This is a genomic window from Brevundimonas sp. NIBR10 (genome assembly GCF_027912515.1).
GTDB lineage: Bacteria > Pseudomonadota > Alphaproteobacteria > Caulobacterales > Caulobacteraceae > Brevundimonas.
Window position 1 is genome coordinate 451,009 of record NZ_CP115464.1, and the last position, 19,495, is coordinate 470,503.

Sequence of the window (19,495 nt, forward strand, 5' to 3'; positions counted from 1 at the left end):
TCAGGCGGTGACAGTGGACCCGCCGCCGCCGCCGCGCAATCGGAGTCAGATTTCCTGATTGTAGGCGCCGATTTCGGGGTGGGCGGCCAGGCGCGGCTTGATCTCCTCGCGGAACAGGGCGCGCATGTCGTCCTCGGACCGCATGGACTCGACCACCACGACCATCTCCGGCTTGTTCGACGAGGCGCGAACCAGGACCCAGGATCCGTCCTCCAGATGCACCCGGGCACCGTTGACCGTGATGACCTCGAGGATCTTGCGCCCCAGGATCGAGCCGCCCTCGGCCGCAAGCTCCTCGTACTCGGCGACGATCTTGTCGAGCACCCCGTACTTCACCTCGTCGCCGCAGTGGGGCGACATGGTCAGGCTGGTCCAGGCGTCCGGCAGGGCGGTCTTGAGTTCGGACAAAGCCTTGCCGGGATTGCGATCCATCATCTGGAGCACGGCGGCGGCGGCGACCAGGCCGTCGTCGTAGCCACGGCCGATCGGGTTCGCGAGGAAGAAGTGCCCGGACTTCTCGAACCCGGCCAGGGCCCCCAGTTCAGCGGTCTTGCGCTTGATGTAGGAGTGGCCCGTCTTCCAGTAGACGGTGGTGGCACCGTTGGCCTTGAGCACTTCGTCGGTCTTGTACAGGCCGGTCGATTTCACATCGACGACGAAGGTCGCGTCCTTGTAGATCGCCGACAGATCGCGGGCCAGCAACAGGCCGATCTTGTCGGCGAAGATCTCATTACCCGTATCGTCGACCACGCCGCAGCGGTCGCCGTCGCCGTCGAAGCCCAGGGCCAGGTCGGCGCCCGTCTCGCGCAGCCGCTCGGCCATGGAGACCAGCATCTCGTGGTCCTCGGGGTTCGGATTGTATTTGGGGAAGGTGTAGTCGAGGTCGCAGTCCATCTCGATCACCTCGGCACCCATCATCCGCAGGGCGTCGGGAGCGAAGGCACCGGCCGTGCCGTTGCCGCAGGCGGCGATGACCTTGAGCGGGCGGCTCAGCTTGATGTCGCCGACCACCTCCTTGAGATAGGTTTCCCGGAAATTCTCGATCCGCTCGACCCGTCCGCCCGGGCGCGAGACGCCCAGGCCGCCCAGCACGATTTCCTTCAGCCGGCCCATCTCATCCGGTCCGAAGGTGACGGGCGGATTGGTGCCCATCTTGACGCCGGTCCAGCCGTTCTCGTTGTGCGAGGCGGTGACCATGGCGACGCACGGCGCATTCAGGGCGAACTGTCCGAAATAGGCCATCGGCGACAGGGCCAGGCCGATGTCCAGCACCTCCATCCCGCCCTCGATCAGGCCCAGGATCAGCGCCTGCTTCACCATCAGCGAATAGGAGCGGAAGTCGTGGCCGACGACGATGCGAGGCTGAACGCCGCTTTCGTGGACAAAGGTGGCCAGGCCCAGACCCAGGGCCTGGATGCCCAGAAGATTGATCTCCTTATCCAGGATCCAGCGGGCGTCATATTCCCGGAACCCCGTCGGCTTGACGAAGGGAATGTTCTCGAAGTCGATCGTGTTCGGCGTCAGGTCCTGGCGCGGCTTCATCATGGGACGGGTCCTGGCGGTGATGGTGTGGGTAAGCGAAGAGCGGAACCGGATACCGGCCCCATGCCTCGCCAAGGTCGCGACGGTATAGCCAATGCCCCTGCGGGTCACAACCAACCTGCTGAAAGTCCTCGGATTGCGACTTTCGGATGACACGGTTCGGCCCCGACCCGCTTGACCCCCGGCGAGGTGCGACCTACGCCGGAGCGCTGAACTTCGCGGAGCCGCCCATGCCTCGTCTGATCCTGTTGCGCCACGGCCAGAGCCAGTGGAACCTGGAAAACCGCTTCACCGGCTGGGTCGACGTCGATCTTACGCCTGAGGGCGAGGCCCAGGCGCGGCGGGGCGGCGAACTGATCGCCGGTGCGGATTTCAAGCCGACCGTCATGTTCACCTCGGTCCTGACCCGGGCCAAACGCACCGGGGCCCTGGCCCTCCAATCGGCGGGGCTGACCGGGGTGCCGGTGATCGAGGACTGGCGGCTGAACGAGCGGCACTACGGCGGGCTCACCGGGCTCGACAAGGCCGAGACGGCCGCCAAGCACGGCGAGGATCAGGTCAAGGTCTGGCGCCGAAGCTATGACGTCCCGCCGCCGCCGCTGGCCCCGGGCGGGGAATGGGACTTCAACGCCGACCCCCGCTATGCCGGCCAGACCATTCCCGACACCGAGAGCCTGAAGACCACGCTCGACCGCGTCCTGCCCTATTGGAACGAGGCCATCGCACCGCGCCTGAAGGCCGGCGAGGATGTGCTCATCACGGCCCACGGCAACTCGCTGCGAGCGATCGTCAAACTGCTGTTCGATGTGCCGGACGACCAGATCGTGGGCGTCGAGATTCCGACCGGGAATCCGCTCGAGATCACCCTGGGCGCTGACCTGAAGCCCACGGCGGCCCGCTATCTCGACGAAGGACGGGCTCAAGCCCTGCCGCCGGTCGCATGACGGCGTCCTCAGCCGAGGTCGGATCGAACGATACGGCCCATATGGGGCGGGCCATCGAACTGGCCCTGTCGCGGATGGGCGAGACCTGGCCGAATCCTGCCGTCGGCTGTGTGATCGTCAAGGACGGCGTCGTCCTGTCCGAGGCGGCGACCGCGCCTGGCGGCCGTCCGCACGCTGAGGAACAGGCTGTGCCCGGGGCCGGACCGGACGTGCGTGGCGCAACAGCCTATGTGACGCTGGAGCCCTGCGGGGCGCGGTCGTCGGGCCGACAGTCCTGCGCCCAGTTCCTGGCCGAGGCCGGGATCGCGCGGGTGGTGGTGGCCTGTCTGGACCCTTCGCCCTTCGCCTCGGGGCGGGGCACCGAGCGGCTGCGGCAGGCCGGGCTCACCGTCGAGACGGGACTGCTGGGATCCGAGGCCCGGGTGCTGTGCGAAGGCTTCCTGCATCGGCTCGAAACCGGCCGGCCAATGGTCAAGATCAGCACGGACGGGGCCGGCTTCGACGCCCGCTTCGCGGCCTCGCCCCGCGCCGATCTGGTCACCGAACTGCAACGCCTCGGCGAGGCCGGATACACGCGCCTGTGGACCGGTCCCGGCGAACTGGCCGACGCCCTGTCGGCTCAAGGGTTGCTGACCGTTTAAGCGTGACAAAACGCTGATTGCGCAAGCCTTCCTTAAGTGAGGCGGGTGCAAACTTCGGTCATGACTCCGCTTGCCGAGCATCCACCGAGACGCCGCATCAGCCAGTCCGAGCTGAACGCGATCTGCGCACGCCATGATCGGCTCTGGCAGGCGAAGCCGGGCGGGGCTCGCGCCGTCTTCGCCTGGATGGATATCTCGGGTCTGGTCCTGACCGGCCGGAACCTGGCTGACGCGGACTTCACGGCAGCCTGCCTGAGCGGTTGCGACCTGACCGGGGCCAAGCTCGACAACGCCATCTTCTTCGGGGCCGACCTGCAAGGTGCCAGCCTGACCGAGGCCAGTCTGCGACGGGCCGACCTGCGCGGCGCCTGTTTGCGCGGTGCCGACTTGTCGGGGGCTGATTTGTTTGAGGCCGATCTGCGCGAAGGAACCCTGGCCACCGCCCGACCCGAAGGCGGCTTCGCCATCGTCGAGGCGGCGCGATCGCACGATACCCAGGCCCAGGGTGCCTGTCTGGCCGGAGCCAATCTGCAACGCTCGCGTCTGTCGGGGATCGCCGCCCAGGCCGCCGACTTTTCCGACGCGATCATGAAGGACTGCAAACTGGTGCGGGCCAATCTGAAACAGGCCTGTTTCCGGGGCGCGGACCTGGCCGGTGCCGATATGTCGGGTGCCGACCTGTCCGGCGCCGACCTTCGCGATGCCGTCCTGGTAGGGGTCACGGCCTCGATGTGGCGGACCGACGGAGCCAATCTGGACGGTGCTCTGACCGACGACCGGTCCTCGGGATCGCGGGTCGCCGACCTGCCCGCCGCCGACATGCTGCACGACCATGCGACCTGGTGCGAGACCGGCGGAGCCAAGGGCCAGCCTTCGGTCTTCGACGACGTCGACCTGCGACCGCTGCGGTCGATCACGGGCCTGAACCTGACCGCCCTGTCGGCCCGCCGCGCCGTCTTCTACGGCCTCGACATGGAGGGGGTACAGCTTCAGGGGGCTCGCCTGGAAGGTGCCGACCTGCGGCAGACCCATCTGCGCCGGGCCGACCTGCGGGGCGCCCGTCTGACCGGCGCGAAGCTGTCCGGTGCGGACATGCGCGAGGCTCAGCTGGGCCCGCTGATGATCGGCCCGGACCGGTTGCTGGCCGCCGATCTGACCGGCGCGACGATGAGGGGCACCGACCTGGGCGGGGCCGATCTGCGACGGGCCTGCCTGGCGAAGGCCGACCTGACGCGCGCCATCCTGCACGGCGCGCAGACACGACATACCGATTTCGACGGGGCGACCCTGACCGGCGTCAAGGGTCTGGATATCGAGGAGAAGGCCGCATGAGCGTGGTGCGACGCAAGCTGGGTCAGGGCGACCTGGATCTGTTCGTGACGGCCCATGTCCGCTTCGTCGAAGGCAAGTCGGGCGGCCGCCGCCTGTCGCTGAAATTCGTCGATCTGACCGGGCTGGACCTGACCGGTCGCCTACTCGATGACGCAGACTTCACAGGGTCCTCGCTGGAGGGGGTCAGGATGTCGGGTGCCCGGCTGGAACGGGCGATCCTGTTCGGCTGCGACCTGCGCGGCGCGGACCTGTCGGGGGCCTGTCTGCGCCGGGCCGATATCCGGGGCACCTGCCTCCAAGGGGCCAACCTCAGCCAGGCCGACCTGACCCAGGCGGACTTCCGCGAAGGCGTCATCGCCATCCCCCACGCCACCAAGGGGCTGGCGGAGATGAAACACGAACAGCGGCCGGGCCTGGCCGACGGGGCCCGGTTCGCCGGTGCCACCCTGGACGGCTCGCGCTTCGAAGGCGTCAGCGCCTTCAAGGCCGACTTCACCGACTGTTCGATGAAGGGGGCCCGTCTGACAGGAGCCAACCTCAAGGATGCCGATCTGTCGGGTGCCATGCTCGAAGGTGCCGAGGTCGGAGGTGCCAACCTGGCCGGGGCCCGACTGATCGGGGCCGACCTGTCGGGCGTGGTCATGGAAAGCGCTCGCCTGGACCGGACCGACATGACTGGCAGCCTGAGGGCACCGAGCGCGGCCGCAATCGACCGGGCCGAGACCCTGATGGAGATGGCGCTGGATGCCAACGCCTGGGCCGAGAGCGGCGGAGAACTGGGGGCGCCGGCCTGTTTCGACGGCGAGGATCTGCGTCCCCTCGGAGACCGCCTGACTGGTCTCAAGCTGCCGGCGCTCAGCGCCAAGGGGGCCTGTCTGGTCGGCTTCGACCTGCGCAAGATGTTCCTTCAGGGGGCCAATCTGGAGAACGCCGACCTGCGCGGGTCCGATCTGCGGGGCGCGGACCTGCGCGGCGCGCGGATGTCCGGCGCCATCCTGAACAAGGCCAATCTGGGCGGCGCCCAGCTGGGGCCCCTGCCTCTGGGCCCAACCCGGTCGATGCCGTCGGTCCTCAAGGGCGCGCGCCTGCGCTATTCCAGCCTGCATGGAACCGACCTGACGCGCGCCAATCTGGACGGAGCCGACCTCGCGGGAGCCGATTTCACCGGGGCGACGGTGATGGAGGCCACCTTCGTCGAGGCCCACCTCGACCACGCCCTGGGCCTGCCTGCCCAGCGGATCGCGGCATAGAAAAGGGGCGACGCACCGCGCCGCCTCTCGCCTTCTTTTCTGGCCTGTCGCGCGTTCGGGCGACTTGAGGCCGGTCACTGCCTTATGCGGCGGCGGCTTCGCCTTCGATCAGACGGGCTGCGCCCGTGCCGATCTCGATGCGGCGGGGCTTGAGGGCCTCGGGCAGTTCGCGCTTCAGGCTGATGGACAGCAGGCCATTGTCAAGGTTCGCGTCGGTGACGACGACATAGTCGGCCAGCTGGAACCGGCGCTCGAAGTCACGCTTGGCCAGACCGCGGTGCAGATAGGTCTTCTGCGCGGCGGTGGCGTCGTCGTTGGCGGCCTTCTTTCCGACCACGGTCAGCAGGTTTTCCTTGACCTCGAGCGACAGCTCGTCGGGCTTGAAGCCGGCGACGGCGATCTCGATCCGATAGGCGTTCTCGCCGGTCGTCTCGATATTGTAGGGCGGCCAGCCGTTCTCCTGGCTGGTGCGCGCGGCGCTTTCCAGCATGCCCGCCAGACGGTCGAAGCCGACGGCCGAGCGATAGAGGGGGGTGAAGTCGATGGTACGCATGTCGATCTCCTGATCATCAGCAAGATGGAGCCGCCCCGCGTTTTGTGCCCGGGCCGGCGGTGGTGATCAAAGTTCCGGTCCCTGATGGGCCCCGGCGCTCTGGAAGGCCCGCGAGCGGCACCTTCGATTGACGATGTGGGAAGCGGTTTTCGGCGCGCAAGAGGTCAGGTCAGGACGTTTCGCCGCCTTTCCTTCGCCGACATGACCGGGCTATCTGGGCGCTACCCATTGGAGTTCCCCATGCGCCTGATCGCCCCCGTCCTGATTTCATGCGCCCTGCTCGCGGCGGTTCCGGCTGCTGCGCAGCAAGCCACCCGGCTCGACCTGCCGACGCTGGGCGAGACCCCGGCCCAGCGTGTCGCCCGTCGCGCGGCCATGACCCCGCCGGTGCTTCAGGAGGACGAGGCGTTGCAGGCGGCGATCGGTTCCGACACCCGGCCTGACGCCGACGTCGCCCGCGACGGCCAGCGCCGGCCGTTGGAGACCCTGACCTTCTGGGGTCTGAACCCCGGCACGACCATCGTCGAGATCGAGCCCGGCGCGGCCGGCTGGTGGCGCAACATCCTGCAACCCTATGCCGCCGCGACCGGCGGAACCTATGTCGGGGTGGCCAAGCCACTGGAGGGGATGGGGGTCGCCGACGGCACGGCCGACATCGTCATCGTGGCCCGCGCCCTGCACAACTGGGCCCGTGACGGCCGCACCGAGCCCTATCTGGCGGCCTTCTTCAAGGCGCTGAAGCCCGGCGGCATCCTGGCCATCGAGGAGCAACGCAGCGTCGACGGCATCAATATCGCGACCGTCGCCTCCACCGGCTATGTGCCCGAAAGCTATGTGATCCACGCCGCCCAGGACGCCGGCTTCGTGCTGGAGGCCCGCAGCGAGCTGAACGCCAATGCGAAGGACGACCGCGACCACCCGTTCGGCGTCTGGACCCTGCCGCCCGCCCGTCGCTCGGCCAACCGCGACGGCACGGGAGCCCTGACCCCGGAACAGCGCGCCGAGTACGATGCGATCGGCGAGGCGGACCGGATGACGCTGCGCTTCCGCAAACCGGGCTGATCGGCCCCTTTTGACCGCACGATAGAACCCCGTTAAGCCCTCACCCTTGGGCGACCGTGGGTCAGCACGGTTGGGTGGGAGACCTTGATGCGACAGCGCGCGCCAACCTCGCGGACGACGCCCTCGCGGCGATCCATGCTGATGATGGCGGCGGCGACGCTGGTCCTTCCCAGCGCCTGTGACCGCAAGCCCGAACCCGCCGAGACCAAGGCCCCGGACACGCCCGCCGGTCCGCCCGAAGGCACGCTGGAATGGGCCATCCAGGGGCCCTGGCGCGCGGCTGACCGGGTCCGCGATCCGGCGCGGCACCCGATGGAGACACTGCGATTCTTCGGCCTGCAGCCCCGGATGACGGTGGTGGATTTCTGGCCCGGCAGCGGCTGGTACACCGAGATCCTGGCCCCCTATCTGTCGCGGGGCGAGGGCACCTACTATGCGGCGGGCTTCCCGACCGGACCGGGTGCCGATCCGGCGCAGGCGGCCCTGATGGCCAACTACGAACAGCGGTTTACGGCCGACCCGAAACTGTATGGAGAGGTCAAATTCTCCGCCTTCGGGCCGACCACGGGTGCTGTCGCCCCGGCGGGGTCGGCGGACCTGGTCCTGTTCATGCGCAACATCCACGCCTGGATGGCCGCGGGTATTGCCGAGAAGGCTTTCTCCGACGCCTTCGAGGCCTTGCGACCCGCCGGGGTGCTCGGAATCGAGCAGCACAGGCTGGCCCCCGACGAGGACCAGGACCCGTCTGCGGCCAATGGCTATGTCCAGGAGGCCTTCGTGCGCCAGCTGGCGGCCGAGGCGGGCTTTATTTTCGTGGCCGCCTCGGAAATCAACGCGAATGCAACGGATACCAAGGATCATCCGTTCGGCGTCGAAACCCTGCCGCCCCAGCGTCTGACGGCGCCGCAGGGTCAGGCGCCCGACCCGACGTTCGACCGCAGCAAATACGATGCGATCGGTGAAAGCGACCGCATGACCTTGAAGTTCAGGAAGCCTGAGTGAACCGAGCCCAAGCCTTTGCCGCTCAGGCACCCCTGATGGGGGTTCCGGGTGCCTCCTCGCCTCCGGGCGGACAGGGAGACTGGTTCCGGGGGGCCGGGGGCTTGCGGCTGCGCGCTGCCTTCTGGACGCCGTCGACCATGGTGGCGAAGAAGCCGCGCGGCACGGTCATTCTCTCGCCCGGCCGCACCGAGCCGATCGAGAAATATTTCGAGGTGATCGGCAATTTTCTGGCCCGGGGTTTCTGCGTCCTGGCCCACGACTGGCGTGGACAGGGGCTGTCGGCACGGCTGCTGCCCGACCGGCTGAAGGGCCATGCCCGGGCGGTCGAGGAGTTCCTGGACGACTACGACCGGCTGCTGAACGCCTTCGAGACCCGCGCGCCCAAGCCCTGGATCATGGTCGGCCATTCGATGGGAGCGGCGCTGAACCTGCTGACCCTCGAGAACGGCGAGAACCGGTTCTCCGGCGCTGTCCTGGTCGGACCGATGCTGCGCATCAAGACCGGCAAGCGGTCGATGTGGTCGGTCAAGCTGGCCGTCCGCTGGAACCTGCGTCACGGCAAGGCGGGCGAGTTCGTGCTCGACGACGCCGACGATCCGTTCGACCACACCTTCGAGAAGGACGCCCTGACCTCGGACGAGGGCCGCTACGAGCTGTGGCGTCAGCAGCTGTACGCCTGTCCGCACCTGGCTGTCGGTGGCCCGACCTGGGGCTGGCTTGCGTTTGCGCTGGACGCCGGCGAGCGGGCGCTCAAGCCCAAGGCCCTGAAAGCCGTCAAGATTCCGACCACCTTCGTCCAGGCGGCCGAGGATGACCGGGTCTGGAAACAGACCAACAAATGGGCGGCCAAACGCCTGGGCCGGGGTCGCTATGTCGAGGTTCCGGGGGCCAAGCACGAGGTCATCATGGAGACCGACGACCTGCGCGCCCACTTCCTGAGCGAGTTCGACGCCATGGCCGACTATATCTCGCCCGTCGAGGACCTGCGCCCCCTGCCCCAGCCCGATGATGCCGAGGTCGGCGCGGCCTGAGCCTTCCGGTCCTTGCGATGACGTTCCTTCCGCTGACGTCGGAACGAAACAGGGTCGCGCAATCGGGTTGCTGACGCGGGCTGCATTGGCGGTGGCGCAGCGAAAACACACCGCCAAACCGCCAAACCGCCAAGCCGCCTCGGGCGGCTCAGCGAAAACAATGGCTTATCCGGGCGACGTCGTGGACGACCGCCAGATCTGTCGGTTCTCACCCTGGCCGCGGCGAGCCTCTGGACCTGCACATTTCAAAGACCTGTCGATCGATGTGGGCACGTCGCAATACGGGCGCAAGAGTCCCAGAAGAATTTAATCCTATATCCACGGCCCGATGTCGATCCGACCTGAAACCCCGAGGCCCAAGAGGACAACAAAAAGGGGCCGCGATCGCTCGCGGCCCCTTTCGCAGTTCTGATCCTGAAGCGTGTCCTTAGAAGGAAACGCGCAGGCTGGCCATGACGGTGCGCGGAGCACCGACACCGGCGAAGCGACGGCCGTAGCCCAGAGCGCCCGGGGTCGCCGAAGCGCCCGTGCCCAGGTTGGCGTAGTAGTCTTCGTCCGTGACGTTGGTGACGTTGAACTGCATATAGGTGCCTTCCAGGCCGAAGGTGGCCAGGTCGAAGCGGGCATCCATGTCGACGATCGTATAGGCGTCGGTCTTCAGGTCGTTGACGTCGGTGACCCAGCGTTCGCCGGTGTACTTGGCCTGAACGCCGGCCGAGAACACGTCGTTGAACTTGTAGCTGGCGCGGGCCGAGAACATTTCCTCAGGTGTTTCCACCTGCTTCTTGCCCTTGGTCTGCAGTTGGGCACCGGCGGCGTTGAAGACGTAGTTGTCTTGCAGTTCGCTGTCGAGGAACGAGGCCGTGGCGTACAGGCTCAGGTTCTCGATCGGCTCCCAGCCCACCGAGAACTCGGCGCCCATGGATTCCACCGAGCCCACGTTCCGGTCCACGAAGGTGTCCAGGTCGGGGTCGAAGGTCGAGACGATGCGGTTGTCGAACTGGTTCGAGAACACCGAGGCCTGAACGACCAGGGTCGAGGCCGTGTAGCGATAGCCCAGGTCGATGTTCTTGGACTGTTCGGGCTGGACCGTCGGGTTGCCGATGGAACCGTCGGCCAGACGACGCACGACGTACAGGCTGTCGGTACGCGGGGCCGACAGGGATTCGCCGTAGCTGGCGAAGACTGAGTGACCGTCGCCGAAGCGATAGGTCGCACCGACGTTGGGCAGGATGTCGTCGTACTTCTTCGTCAGCGAATAGGGACGGATGTACTGGGTCGTCGAGGTGCCGAAGGTCACATTGCCGTTGGCCAGGGGCGCGTTCGGCAGCTGGCTGGTGCAGAGCACGTTCGAGGACGAGTTCTGCGAGAAGCAATACTGGTTCAGTTCACGCTCGAAGAAGGGCGCGCGCACACCGATATTGACCGTCAGGGCGTCGGCCAGGAAGCGGCCGCGATATTCCAGCGAGAACTGGTTCAGCATGGCGATCGACTTGCGGTCGCGGGCCTGCAGCTCATAGCCGTCCAGGTTGGTGACGCGGTTGTCCTCATCGTTGCGACCACCGAACACGTCGACGAAGACGGGCTTGGTCGGGATGGTGAAGTCAACGAAGCCGTAGTGGCCGTTCTGGCGGTGACGACCCCAGTCCAGCGCATAGGCGGCGCGCAGGCGGTGGCTGTCGTTCAGGTCCCAGATCAGCGAGGAGTTCAGGCCATAGCGATGGGTGTTGGTGTTCGACGGCGTCATGACGCGGACGCTGTCGAGGGTGTCGCCGTCGCCGTTCAGATCGACGCCGCCCGTGGTGCGGGTGCCGCGCAGGAGCTGGTTGGTTTCCGACAGAACCGCCTGCTGGGTGCCGCCGTTGGCCAGGGTGTACTGGAACGACGGGTCGACCGTCAGGACCAGGCCTTCCATCAGGGTGAAGCGCGAGTTGCCGCGAATGTTGCCGGTGTTGGACGGGTTGACCCGCAGACCCCAGTAGCCGGTGCCGTTGGTATCGACGTCAGCGACGCCCGTGCGGACGGTCGGAGCGACATAGGTGCGATCGAAGTCGATGTTCCAGCCGAACGGGTTGGCCGGATCGTTGACCTGATCACCGCAGACCTGGGTCCGGGCGACGTCGCAGAAGCCGGTCGAGGTGGCCAGGTTCGGGCCGTTGTAGTTGTTGTTGCGGTTCTCGTTGTAGTGACCCGACAGGGCGACGAAGTCGCCGTTGTCACCGAGCGGCTGATAGATGCGGCCGTTGAACTGGGTCTTCTCCAGCTCGCCGATGCCCTTGAACTTGTCGTAGTTCTGGTACGAGACGGCGAACCAGGCCGTCGTGCCCCAGGGGCCGATTTCGCCGGTGTCGACGAGGCCCATGATGCGGCGATAGTTGAAGTCACCGAGCGAACCCTGGACCCAGCCACCGAAGTCCGCGGCCGGACGGCGCGTGACGTAGTTGATGGTGCCGCCGGTCGCCGAGGCGGTCGGGCTATCGACGTCGGTCGAGCCCGTGTTCACCGAGGCGCGCTCGATCAGTTCCGGGTCCAGCTGCTGGTTGGTGTAGGTGGCGTAGTTGCCGGTGTCGTTCAGCGGGATACCGTCGAAGGTCAGCGAGACGCGGTTGCCGTCGAAGCCGCGCAGACGGATGTTGCCGCCCGACGAGCCGTAGGGGTCGGCGTTGGTGAAGCTGAGGCCCGGCGTCAGGTTCAGGACCTGCAGGATGGTCTGACCGGCCTGCTGGGTGGCGATGAATTCCTGATTGATGGTGTTGCGCGTCTTGGCGACGTTCTCGGCGATGGCGACGCCGGCGGCAGCGGGACCGCGCGCGCCCGTGACGACGACGGATTCGACTTCGGTCGCTTCGGTGCCGGTCGACTGAGCGGAGGCGGCACCGGCGGCGAGCATGCCGGTGAAGAGGGCGGTCGTCGCCCAGAACACGCGTTTGCGGTTCATCATGGTTTCTGTATCCCCAGAAAGATGCGGGCCAATGCCCATGCCCGGCGAAAAGGAGGCAGCCGGTCGAAATCTCGCCCCGTCTACGTCCCGTATTGGAACGAGCGACGACAGTGATGTGACAGTGATATGACAAGGCCACAGGGTGACCCTTGGGCCACAGTGCTGTCCGTACCTCGCCCAAGTCGATTCGTGACCCGGATGGGGCGGTCCATGGGCGAGGTTCGAGGTTAGAGGGACGAAGGTCAGTGTTGAGGACGAGTATGAGCGTCCGGTCGCGGGGCCGCCCCTCGCCCCTCACCCCTCGAACCTTCAGAGCCCTTCCGGTCAGGCCCCCCAGACCTGCCTCAGACGGGCGGCGCGACCGCAGAAGCGGGTGTAGCCGCCGTAGCGGACCGGGTTCAGGCGGGCGAAGTCCTGATGATAGGCCTCGGCGGGCCAGAAGCGGGCCGTGTCGCGGACAGGTGTGACGAAGCGACGCGCGCCGATCACGGCGACCGCAGCCTGACGCGAGGCCAGGGCGGCGGGCTTCTGGGCAGGCGTCGCGAAGACGGCCGTGGCATAGGTCGCGCCCTGGTCGCAGAACTGTCCGTCGGGATCGGTCGGGTCGATGGTGCGCCAGAACCGGTCGACCAGCTGGCGATAGCTGATCCGGGCGGGGTCGAAGGTGACCTGGACCGCCTCCAGATGGCCCGTGCCGCCTCGTACCACCTGGTCATAAGTGGGATTGGTCACCCGCCCGCCCGCAAAGCCCGACACGGCGGAGACCACGCCCGGTATGCGCTCGAAATTCGCCTCGACGGACCAGAAACAGCCGCCGGCGAAGACCGCGACCTCGCGCCGGCCGCTGTCGGGCCCCGACGCCTGGGCCGAGGCGGGCGGGGCAGCCGGGGAACATGCCGCCGCGGCGGCGATGGCTGTGGCGATGAGGATGGATCGAAGGGACATGGCGGGGCTCCGAAAAGCAAAGGACGGCGTCTGCAATCAGATACGTCCGTCCCGACCCTTCGGATACATCATCCGACACCTTGGCCCGGCTCAGCGGCGCTTGCGGCCCTGGAAGGCGTCGGCGATGGCCTGGGCGGTCGGGCCCAGAGCGCGCGGTTCGTGATAGTTGCCGTTCAGCTGGCTGCGCGCGATCACATGGGCGCGGAAGCGGTGGAACAGGTCGGAGTCCGGCGTGGCGGGCCGGGTCCAGAAGCCGTCCAGCGGCTGCTGGTCCGTCAGGCCGTCGAAGTCGAAGAAGGCCTCGCCCAGCACCTTGACCGGGGTGTGGAAACCCAGGGCCGACAGGGCGGCGCTGGAGTTGTTGACCACCATGCCCAGCGACGCCCGGCACAGCTGGGCCAGATTGCCGCCGTCGATGAAATCGACCCGGCTCTCCAGCCCCCGGTCCACCGCCAGCCGATAGGTGATCCGGCCCAGATCGACCAGGCCGGGATCCAGCGGATGGTTCTTGACGATCAGCCGGGCATCCCTGGGCGCGTTGGCGGCGAAGCTGGTCATGACCTCGGCCAGGAAGGCCGTGTTGTCCGCGAAATGCGAATAGCGCAGAAGTTGGGCGTCGCCCTCGCGTTGCAGGCAGGCGATGAAGAAGGGTCCCTTGCGGCGGATCGCGACGGGGTCGCAGGCATCGCCCCTCTGGAAGGCCAGGCCGATGTAGCGGCGGATATGGCCGGCGCACTGAAGCCAGGGCGCGACGGTATAGGGGGCCTTGTAGCGCGGGAACAGCCACCGGCCCGGCAGCTGGATCAGGTGATACAGGCTGATGTTCAGCACATGGTGGGGCAGGATCTTGCCGACGGCGCGAGTCACCGGAATCTCGGGCGTCGGCGGCTCATAGGCGACACGGGTTCGCGGCAGGTTGGACGAGGCGTTGACGCCGTTCCTTTCCAGCGTGACCCAGTCGGGGCGGAAATAGCCGTTCTCGAGTACCCAGACGGTGGCGGAGAACCGTTCGACGTCGCGCAGGACGGCCTGGTTGTAGGCCCCACCCTCACCGAAGACGACGATGTCCGTATAGTCCGGAGCCATGGCGTCGAGCGCGGCGGGCCATGCCGTCGCCTCGCCCTTGAAGGTGATCCCGCCCGGTCCGCGCCAGTAGAGCAGGTCACCGGCGTTAAGCAGCATCCGCGACACCTCGGCGCCGCGCGCCCGCAGGGTCTCCGCCAGAACGCGGCCGAAAGGCCCGAAAGGCGCCGTGACGATCAGGAACCGGCGGCCGGCCAACCCGAGGGCGTCGACGACCGTGCTCTCTGAGGCCGGGACCTCGGGATAATCAGGATCGAGACTGGCGAGCAAACCTTGTAAATTCCTGAGCTCAGCACGGCGGTTCATCTTCCTAGAGGCCGCAGACGCCGCATGGCAAGGCTCGCGACGCCCCCTCTCGCAGAACTTGTCGAATCCGTCATGTCAGCGGCGGATTTGTGACGCAGAAACCCGTTCTGAAACGGCCGTTTCCGGAAAAAACGCTCGCCAGGACTGAAATCAAACGAAAAATCGCCGGCCGCGTGAGCGACCGGCGATTCTTCAGTATCAGATCGTCCAGGCCGGGACCGCGCCGAAACGCGGTCCCGTTCGTCCTAGAAGTTGATGTCGATCGTGGCGCGACGGTTCAGCGGCTCGCGCACGCCGTCGGCCGTGGCCTTGGCGAGTTGCGTTTCACCCACGCCGTTCAGCGACAGGATGCCGCCGGGGACGCCTTGGGCGACCAGGGCGTCAGCCGTGGTGCGGGCACGACGGTTCGACAGGCCGATGTTGTAGGCGGCCGAGCCGGAGGTGTCGGCGTGGCCGACGACCAGGACGCGGGTCGGACGACCGGACTTGGCGTAGTTGGCCGCCGAGGTGATGACCGTGCGGGCTTCCGGCGTCAGGTCCGAGCGATCCCAGTCGAAGTAGACCACGAACTCACGACGCACGGGGCCCTGAACGGGAGCCGGGGGCGGCGGGGGCGGGGGCGCGACGACCGGCGGAGCGGGCGGCGGGACGTAGGGCGGGGGCGGCGGTGCGACCGGCTCGGCGTCGGGGCCGAAGGCGTAACGCAGGCCCAGGGTCACGGTGTGCGAGGAGTCGTAGTCGCCTTCCATCGTGCCTTGCGAGAAGGCCGCGACCGACGAGGTCGTGAAGAACTCGGCGTCGCCCGTCAGGTAGCGATAGGTCAGGTCGATGTTGGCGCGGTCCGAAACGGCCCAGGCCAGACCCGCGATGGCTTGCGCCGCGAACTTGGTGGACGAGTCGTCGGCGGCGAAGCCGACCGTGCGGTTGTTGCGGTGACGGCCGATCAGGTCGGTGTTGACGTGGTTCACACCGGCACCCAGGCCGACGAAGGGACGGATGCCCCAATATTCCCAGCCGAAGTCATAGATGACGTTGGCCATCAGGGTCGTCGAGGTGATGTCACCTTCGGGCGAGTAGCAGGGACCGATGGCGGGATCCAGATTGCAGACGCCGTTCGGGCCGGTCGAGGCGCGGACGCGGCCGACATCGCCAGAGCGATATCCACCTTCAAGTTCAACGCGCCAGTTCGGGTTGAACCGGTAACCCAGGCGCCCGAAAGCGGCCCAGCCGTCGTTGACCTCGAAATGGAAATTGTTGCCGGTGGTGGCCGACTCCATGACCATGTCGCGGTCCATGTGATGGTAGCCGGCGTCAACGGCACCGTACCAGCCGTCGGGCTCAGCCGCCGCAGCACCGGCTGCGAACAGCCCCGCAACAGCAACACTCGCGAGAAGTTTCAGCTTCATGGTCGTCCTCATACAAAGATAATGTCGATGGGCCTCGCTCGCCGCGAAGCACTCGACTGCCGGAACGGTGACCCGTGTGCAGGGTTCCGTACCGATCCACATTTTGACCCTGAATGTGGCGACTGTGGCGCCGTTTCAACACATCCGGCGCTCTTGGCTTACGTAACGACGCACGCTTAAACGCGATCCGAAGCTTCAAGGAGGATGACCATGGCAATCCGGTTCGACGGCAAGGTGGCGATCGTGACGGGCGCAGGCGGCGGCCTGGGTCGACAGCACGCCCTGGCGCTGGCGGCACGGGGGGCCAGAGTGGTCGTCAACGATCTGGGGGTCGCGCGCGACGGCGAAGGCTCATCCGCCAGCCCGGCCCAGGCCGTTGTGGCCGAGATCGTCGCGGCGGGCGGCGAAGCCATCGCCAACGGGGCCTCGGTCACCGATCCGGTCGCGGTCCAGGCCATGGTCGACGACGCAGTCGCCAGATGGGGCTCCGTCGACATCCTGGTCAACAACGCCGGCGTCCTGCGCGACAAGTCGTTCGCCAAGATGACGCTCGAGGATTTCCGCTTCGTCGTCGACGTCCACCTGATGGGGGCGGTCAACTGCACCAAGGCGGTCTGGGACGGGATGCGGGCGCGCAACTATGGCCGCATCGTCATGACCACCTCGTCGTCGGGCCTGTACGGCAATTTCGGCCAGGCCAACTACGGCGCGGCCAAGATGGCGCTGGTCGGGCTGATGCAGACCCTGTCGATCGAGGGGGCCAAGAACAACATCAAGGTCAACTGCCTGGCCCCGACCGCCCACACCCGCATGACCGAGGATCTGGGTGCCGCCCTGCCGCTCGAGGCCCTGGGGCCCGAACTCGTGTCGCCGGGCCTGCTGTACCTCGTCAGCGAGGACGCCCCCAGCCGGGTCATCCTGGCCGCCGGGGCCGGTGGATTCGAGCGGGCCTATGTCACGATCACGCAAGGCGACTATGCGACGGGTCCCGACGCGCTGGAACAGATCGCCGACCGCTTCGACGTCATCTCGGCTCGCACCGGCGAGATCGTGCCCGAGATGGGTGCCGCCCAGGGCATGATCGAACTGACCAAGGCGCAGGCTGCCCATGGCGGCTGACGCCGCCGCGCCTACGTTCGCGACGCGGTCGCTCACTGCTTCAGGCGCATGCTGCTTGCGTTGACGCCACGGCAGGTGCGTAGGTTCGACACGAAAGCGCGCGATCCCGGACACAGAAGCCGGACGCGAAGAGGAAACCCGCGCTCAAGCAGTGAGGCTCCGCGAGCCGAACGGTAGCGCCCTAGAACAAGGATGCATCCCCATGCGTGAAGCCGTCATCGTCTCGACCGCCCGGACCCCGATCGGTCGAGCCTATCGCGGGGCCTTCAACGACACCGCGCCCCAGCAACTGGGCGCTCATGCGGTCAGACACGCCGTCGCCCGCGCCGGTGTCGATCCGGCCGAGATCGAGGACGTCGTCATGGGCGCGGCCCTGCAACAGGGCGGCACCGGCACCAATGTCGCCCGCCAGGTCGCCCTGGCCGCCGGGCTGCCGGCGTCGGTGCCGGGCATGAGCCTGGACCGCCAGTGCGCCTCTGGCCTGATGGGGATCGCGACGGCGGCCAAACAGGTGGTCTTCGACCAGATGAAGATGGCGGTCGGGGGCGGGCTGGAGTCCATCTCGCTGGTCCAGAACCAGCATATGAACCTGTACCGGATGAAGGACGAAGAGCTGCTGAAGCTGTCGCCCCACATCTATATGTCGATGCTGGAGACGGCCGAGGTGGTGTCGCGCCGCTATGGCATTTCGCGCGACCGTCAGGACGAATACGCCCTGCGCTCGCAGCAGCGCACGGCGGCGGCCCAGGACGCCGGTCGCTTCGACGCCGAGATCGTGCCGATGACCACCACCATGCAGGTGATGGACAAGGCGACAGGCCAGGCCTCGGCCAAGGAAGTGACCCTGTCCAAGGACGAAGGCAACCGCGCCGACACCACGCTGGAAGGCCTGAAATCGCTGAAGACCGTCTTCGGCGGCGGCGAGGAAATCCAGCAGGGCGAGTTCATTACCGCCGGCAATGCGTCCCAGCTGTCGGACGGCGCCTCGGCCTGTGTGGTCATGGAGGCGGGGGAGGCTGTGAAGCGGGCGCTGCAGCCGCTCGGTGCCTATCGCGGCATGGCCGTGGCAGGGTGCGAGCCTGACGAGATGGGGATCGGCCCGATCTATGCCGTGCCGATCCTGCTGCGCCGCCACGGTCTGACCGTCGACGACATCGGCATCTGGGAGCTGAACGAAGCCTTCGCGGCCCAGGTGCTGCATTGCCAGGACGTGCTGGGCATTCCCGACGAGCGGCTCAATGTCTCGGGCGGCGCCATCTCGATCGGCCACCCCTATGGCATGTCGGGCGCGCGGATGACCGGCCACGTCCTGATCGAGGGCAAGCGGCGCGGCGCCAAATATGGCGTCGTCACCATGTGCATCGGCGGCGGCATGGGCGCAGCGGGTCTGTTCGAGATCTATTGATCGAACGGCGGGGAACCGGCGGCCTGATGCCGTCGGTGCTCTTCGTCCATCTTGGCCTGCCAGCGGGCGCGGAGTTGGGCCGGGCGGCCCGGATAGCGATCGTCCAGGAAGATCGCCGCCACCACCCGGTCCGTGCGGAAGGTGCGGAAGTCGGCGCGGCTCTCGCACCAGCCGACCAACAGTCGCGTCGTTTCGCGATAGCCGATCAGGAAGGGCCAGATGACGCGCCGGCTGGCCCGCCCCTGTTCATCCGAATAGTCTAGCGTCAGCTTGCGCCCCGCATGGATCCAGGCCCGGACCTGAGCCATGTCCAGTCGATCCGCCTCCGCCGGCTTCCAGACCGGCCCGGACGACACCGCCGGCTCCAGCACCACAGGCCGCAGTCGCTCCGGCACGGTCGCCGCGATCTTGGCCACCAGATCACGGGCGGCGCGGGCCAGGGCCGGGTCGCCGCGCCCGGCCACCCACTGGGCACCGAGCACCGCCGCCTCGATCTCGTCCGACGTCAGCATCAGGGGCGGCATGTCGAAGCCGCCCTCCAGCACATAGCCGATACCGGCCTCGCCCCGAATAGGCACCCGCTGGCCCATCAGGGCGGCGATGTCGCGATAGACGCTGCGTTTGGACGTCTCCAGCTCGACAGCGATCGCCTCGGCCGTCAGCGGTCGCGAACTGCGGCGCAGCAGCTGGACGATCTGGAACAGGCGGTCGGCGCGTCTCATGAATTCAGGGCCCTGACGCTCGGCTCGCGGAGCCACGCTGCTTGAGGGCGATTCCCTCCCTGAGGACGGCGATTGAGCGCGTCCGATTTCACCCTGGATCTTCGCTGCTGACAGCATGCTGGCAGCAGGGTGGCAATAGTCAATCCCTGCCGCCGGGGAGGGCTCGGCCGCCATCGCGCTCAAGCAGCGAGCCGCCGCGCGGCGAGCGATA

At 67.3% G+C, this 19,495-nt stretch carries 16 protein-coding genes; 9 read left to right on the forward strand and 7 right to left on the reverse strand.

Annotated elements, in window-relative coordinates; all coding sequences use genetic code 11:
• Positions 1–45 precede the first annotated feature (45 nt).
• Positions 46–1,545 carry a phosphomannomutase/phosphoglucomutase gene (locus O5K39_RS02215; protein WP_271145680.1) on the reverse strand — a complete coding sequence of 500 codons (1,500 nt, stop codon included), beginning with the start codon at positions 1,543–1,545 and terminating at the stop codon, positions 46–48.
• Positions 1,546–1,772: 227 nt separating this feature from the next.
• Here O5K39_RS02215 and O5K39_RS02220 point away from each other — a divergent pair, with 227 nt between their 5' ends.
• The 4 genes from O5K39_RS02220 to O5K39_RS02235 are packed head-to-tail and all read left to right on the forward strand — an operon-like array spanning position 1,773 to position 5,709.
• Positions 1,773–2,486 (forward strand): 2,3-bisphosphoglycerate-dependent phosphoglycerate mutase, encoded by a 714-nt coding sequence (locus O5K39_RS02220; RefSeq protein WP_271145681.1) that lies wholly within the window; start codon positions 1,773–1,775, stop codon positions 2,484–2,486.
• Positions 2,483–3,127, forward strand: a complete 645-nt coding sequence (locus O5K39_RS02225) for a bifunctional diaminohydroxyphosphoribosylaminopyrimidine deaminase/5-amino-6-(5-phosphoribosylamino)uracil reductase RibD (protein ID WP_271145682.1) — start codon at positions 2,483–2,485, stop codon at positions 3,125–3,127. The genes O5K39_RS02220 and O5K39_RS02225 overlap by 4 nt, the downstream gene beginning before the upstream one ends.
• A gap of 60 nt (positions 3,128–3,187) precedes the next feature.
• Positions 3,188–4,459 (forward strand): pentapeptide repeat-containing protein, encoded by a 1,272-nt coding sequence (locus O5K39_RS02230; RefSeq protein ID WP_271145683.1) that lies wholly within the window; start codon positions 3,188–3,190, stop codon positions 4,457–4,459.
• The gene (locus tag O5K39_RS02235; RefSeq protein ID WP_271145684.1) at positions 4,456–5,709 is read left to right on the forward strand and encodes a pentapeptide repeat-containing protein; all 1,254 of its coding nucleotides are present in this window, start codon (positions 4,456–4,458) and stop codon (positions 5,707–5,709) included. The genes O5K39_RS02230 and O5K39_RS02235 overlap by 4 nt, the downstream gene beginning before the upstream one ends.
• A gap of 82 nt (positions 5,710–5,791) precedes the next feature.
• On the opposite strand, the gene O5K39_RS02240 is transcribed toward O5K39_RS02235, so the two are convergent.
• The gene (locus O5K39_RS02240; RefSeq protein ID WP_271145685.1) at positions 5,792–6,262 is read right to left on the reverse strand and encodes an Hsp20 family protein; all 471 of its coding nucleotides are present in this window, start codon (positions 6,260–6,262) and stop codon (positions 5,792–5,794) included.
• A 240-nt stretch (positions 6,263–6,502) separates the two neighbouring features.
• On the opposite strand from O5K39_RS02240, the gene O5K39_RS02245 reads away from it, so the two are divergent.
• The 3 genes from O5K39_RS02245 to O5K39_RS02255 all read left to right on the forward strand — a co-directional run bounded on the left by O5K39_RS02245 (position 6,503) and on the right by O5K39_RS02255 (position 9,357).
• Positions 6,503–7,324 carry a methyltransferase gene (locus O5K39_RS02245; RefSeq protein WP_271145686.1) on the forward strand — a complete coding sequence of 274 codons (822 nt, stop codon included), beginning with the start codon at positions 6,503–6,505 and terminating at the stop codon, positions 7,322–7,324.
• A gap of 87 nt (positions 7,325–7,411) precedes the next feature.
• Complete coding sequence (locus O5K39_RS02250; protein WP_271145687.1) at positions 7,412–8,326, forward strand: methyltransferase; 915 nt, start codon at positions 7,412–7,414, stop codon at positions 8,324–8,326.
• The gene (locus O5K39_RS02255; protein WP_271145688.1) at positions 8,323–9,357 is read left to right on the forward strand and encodes an alpha/beta hydrolase; all 1,035 of its coding nucleotides are present in this window, start codon (positions 8,323–8,325) and stop codon (positions 9,355–9,357) included. Before O5K39_RS02250 ends, O5K39_RS02255 begins: the two co-directional genes overlap by 4 nt.
• Before the next feature lie 427 nt (positions 9,358–9,784).
• Here the strand turns inward: O5K39_RS02255 and O5K39_RS02260 are convergent, their stop codons facing one another.
• From O5K39_RS02260 to O5K39_RS02275, 4 genes are all read right to left on the reverse strand, one after another.
• Complete coding sequence (locus O5K39_RS02260) at positions 9,785–12,298, reverse strand: TonB-dependent receptor (protein WP_271145689.1); 2,514 nt, start codon at positions 12,296–12,298, stop codon at positions 9,785–9,787.
• Between the two features lie 324 nt (positions 12,299–12,622).
• Positions 12,623–13,243, reverse strand: a complete 621-nt coding sequence (gene msrA, locus O5K39_RS02265; protein ID WP_271145690.1) for a peptide-methionine (S)-S-oxide reductase MsrA — start codon at positions 13,241–13,243, stop codon at positions 12,623–12,625.
• Between the two features lie 90 nt (positions 13,244–13,333).
• Positions 13,334–14,596, reverse strand: a complete 1,263-nt coding sequence (locus tag O5K39_RS02270) for a capsular biosynthesis protein (RefSeq protein ID WP_271145691.1) — start codon at positions 14,594–14,596, stop codon at positions 13,334–13,336.
• Between the two features lie 281 nt (positions 14,597–14,877).
• Positions 14,878–16,038, reverse strand: a complete 1,161-nt coding sequence (locus O5K39_RS02275) for an outer membrane beta-barrel protein (protein WP_271145692.1) — start codon at positions 16,036–16,038, stop codon at positions 14,878–14,880.
• Positions 16,039–16,248: 210 nt separating this feature from the next.
• On the opposite strand from O5K39_RS02275, the gene O5K39_RS02280 reads away from it, so the two are divergent.
• A complete protein-coding gene (locus tag O5K39_RS02280) occupies positions 16,249–17,157 on the forward strand; it encodes an SDR family NAD(P)-dependent oxidoreductase (protein ID WP_271145693.1) in 909 nt (302 codons plus the stop codon).
• Positions 17,158–17,359: 202 nt separating this feature from the next.
• Positions 17,360–18,562, forward strand: a complete 1,203-nt coding sequence (locus tag O5K39_RS02285; RefSeq protein ID WP_271145694.1) for an acetyl-CoA C-acyltransferase — start codon at positions 17,360–17,362, stop codon at positions 18,560–18,562.
• Here the strand turns inward: O5K39_RS02285 and O5K39_RS02290 are convergent.
• The gene (locus tag O5K39_RS02290) at positions 18,556–19,284 is read right to left on the reverse strand and encodes a YafY family protein (protein WP_271145695.1); all 729 of its coding nucleotides are present in this window, start codon (positions 19,282–19,284) and stop codon (positions 18,556–18,558) included. The two genes, O5K39_RS02285 and O5K39_RS02290, sit on opposite strands and share 7 nt — an antisense overlap.
• Between the last annotated feature and the right edge of the window lie 211 nt (positions 19,285–19,495).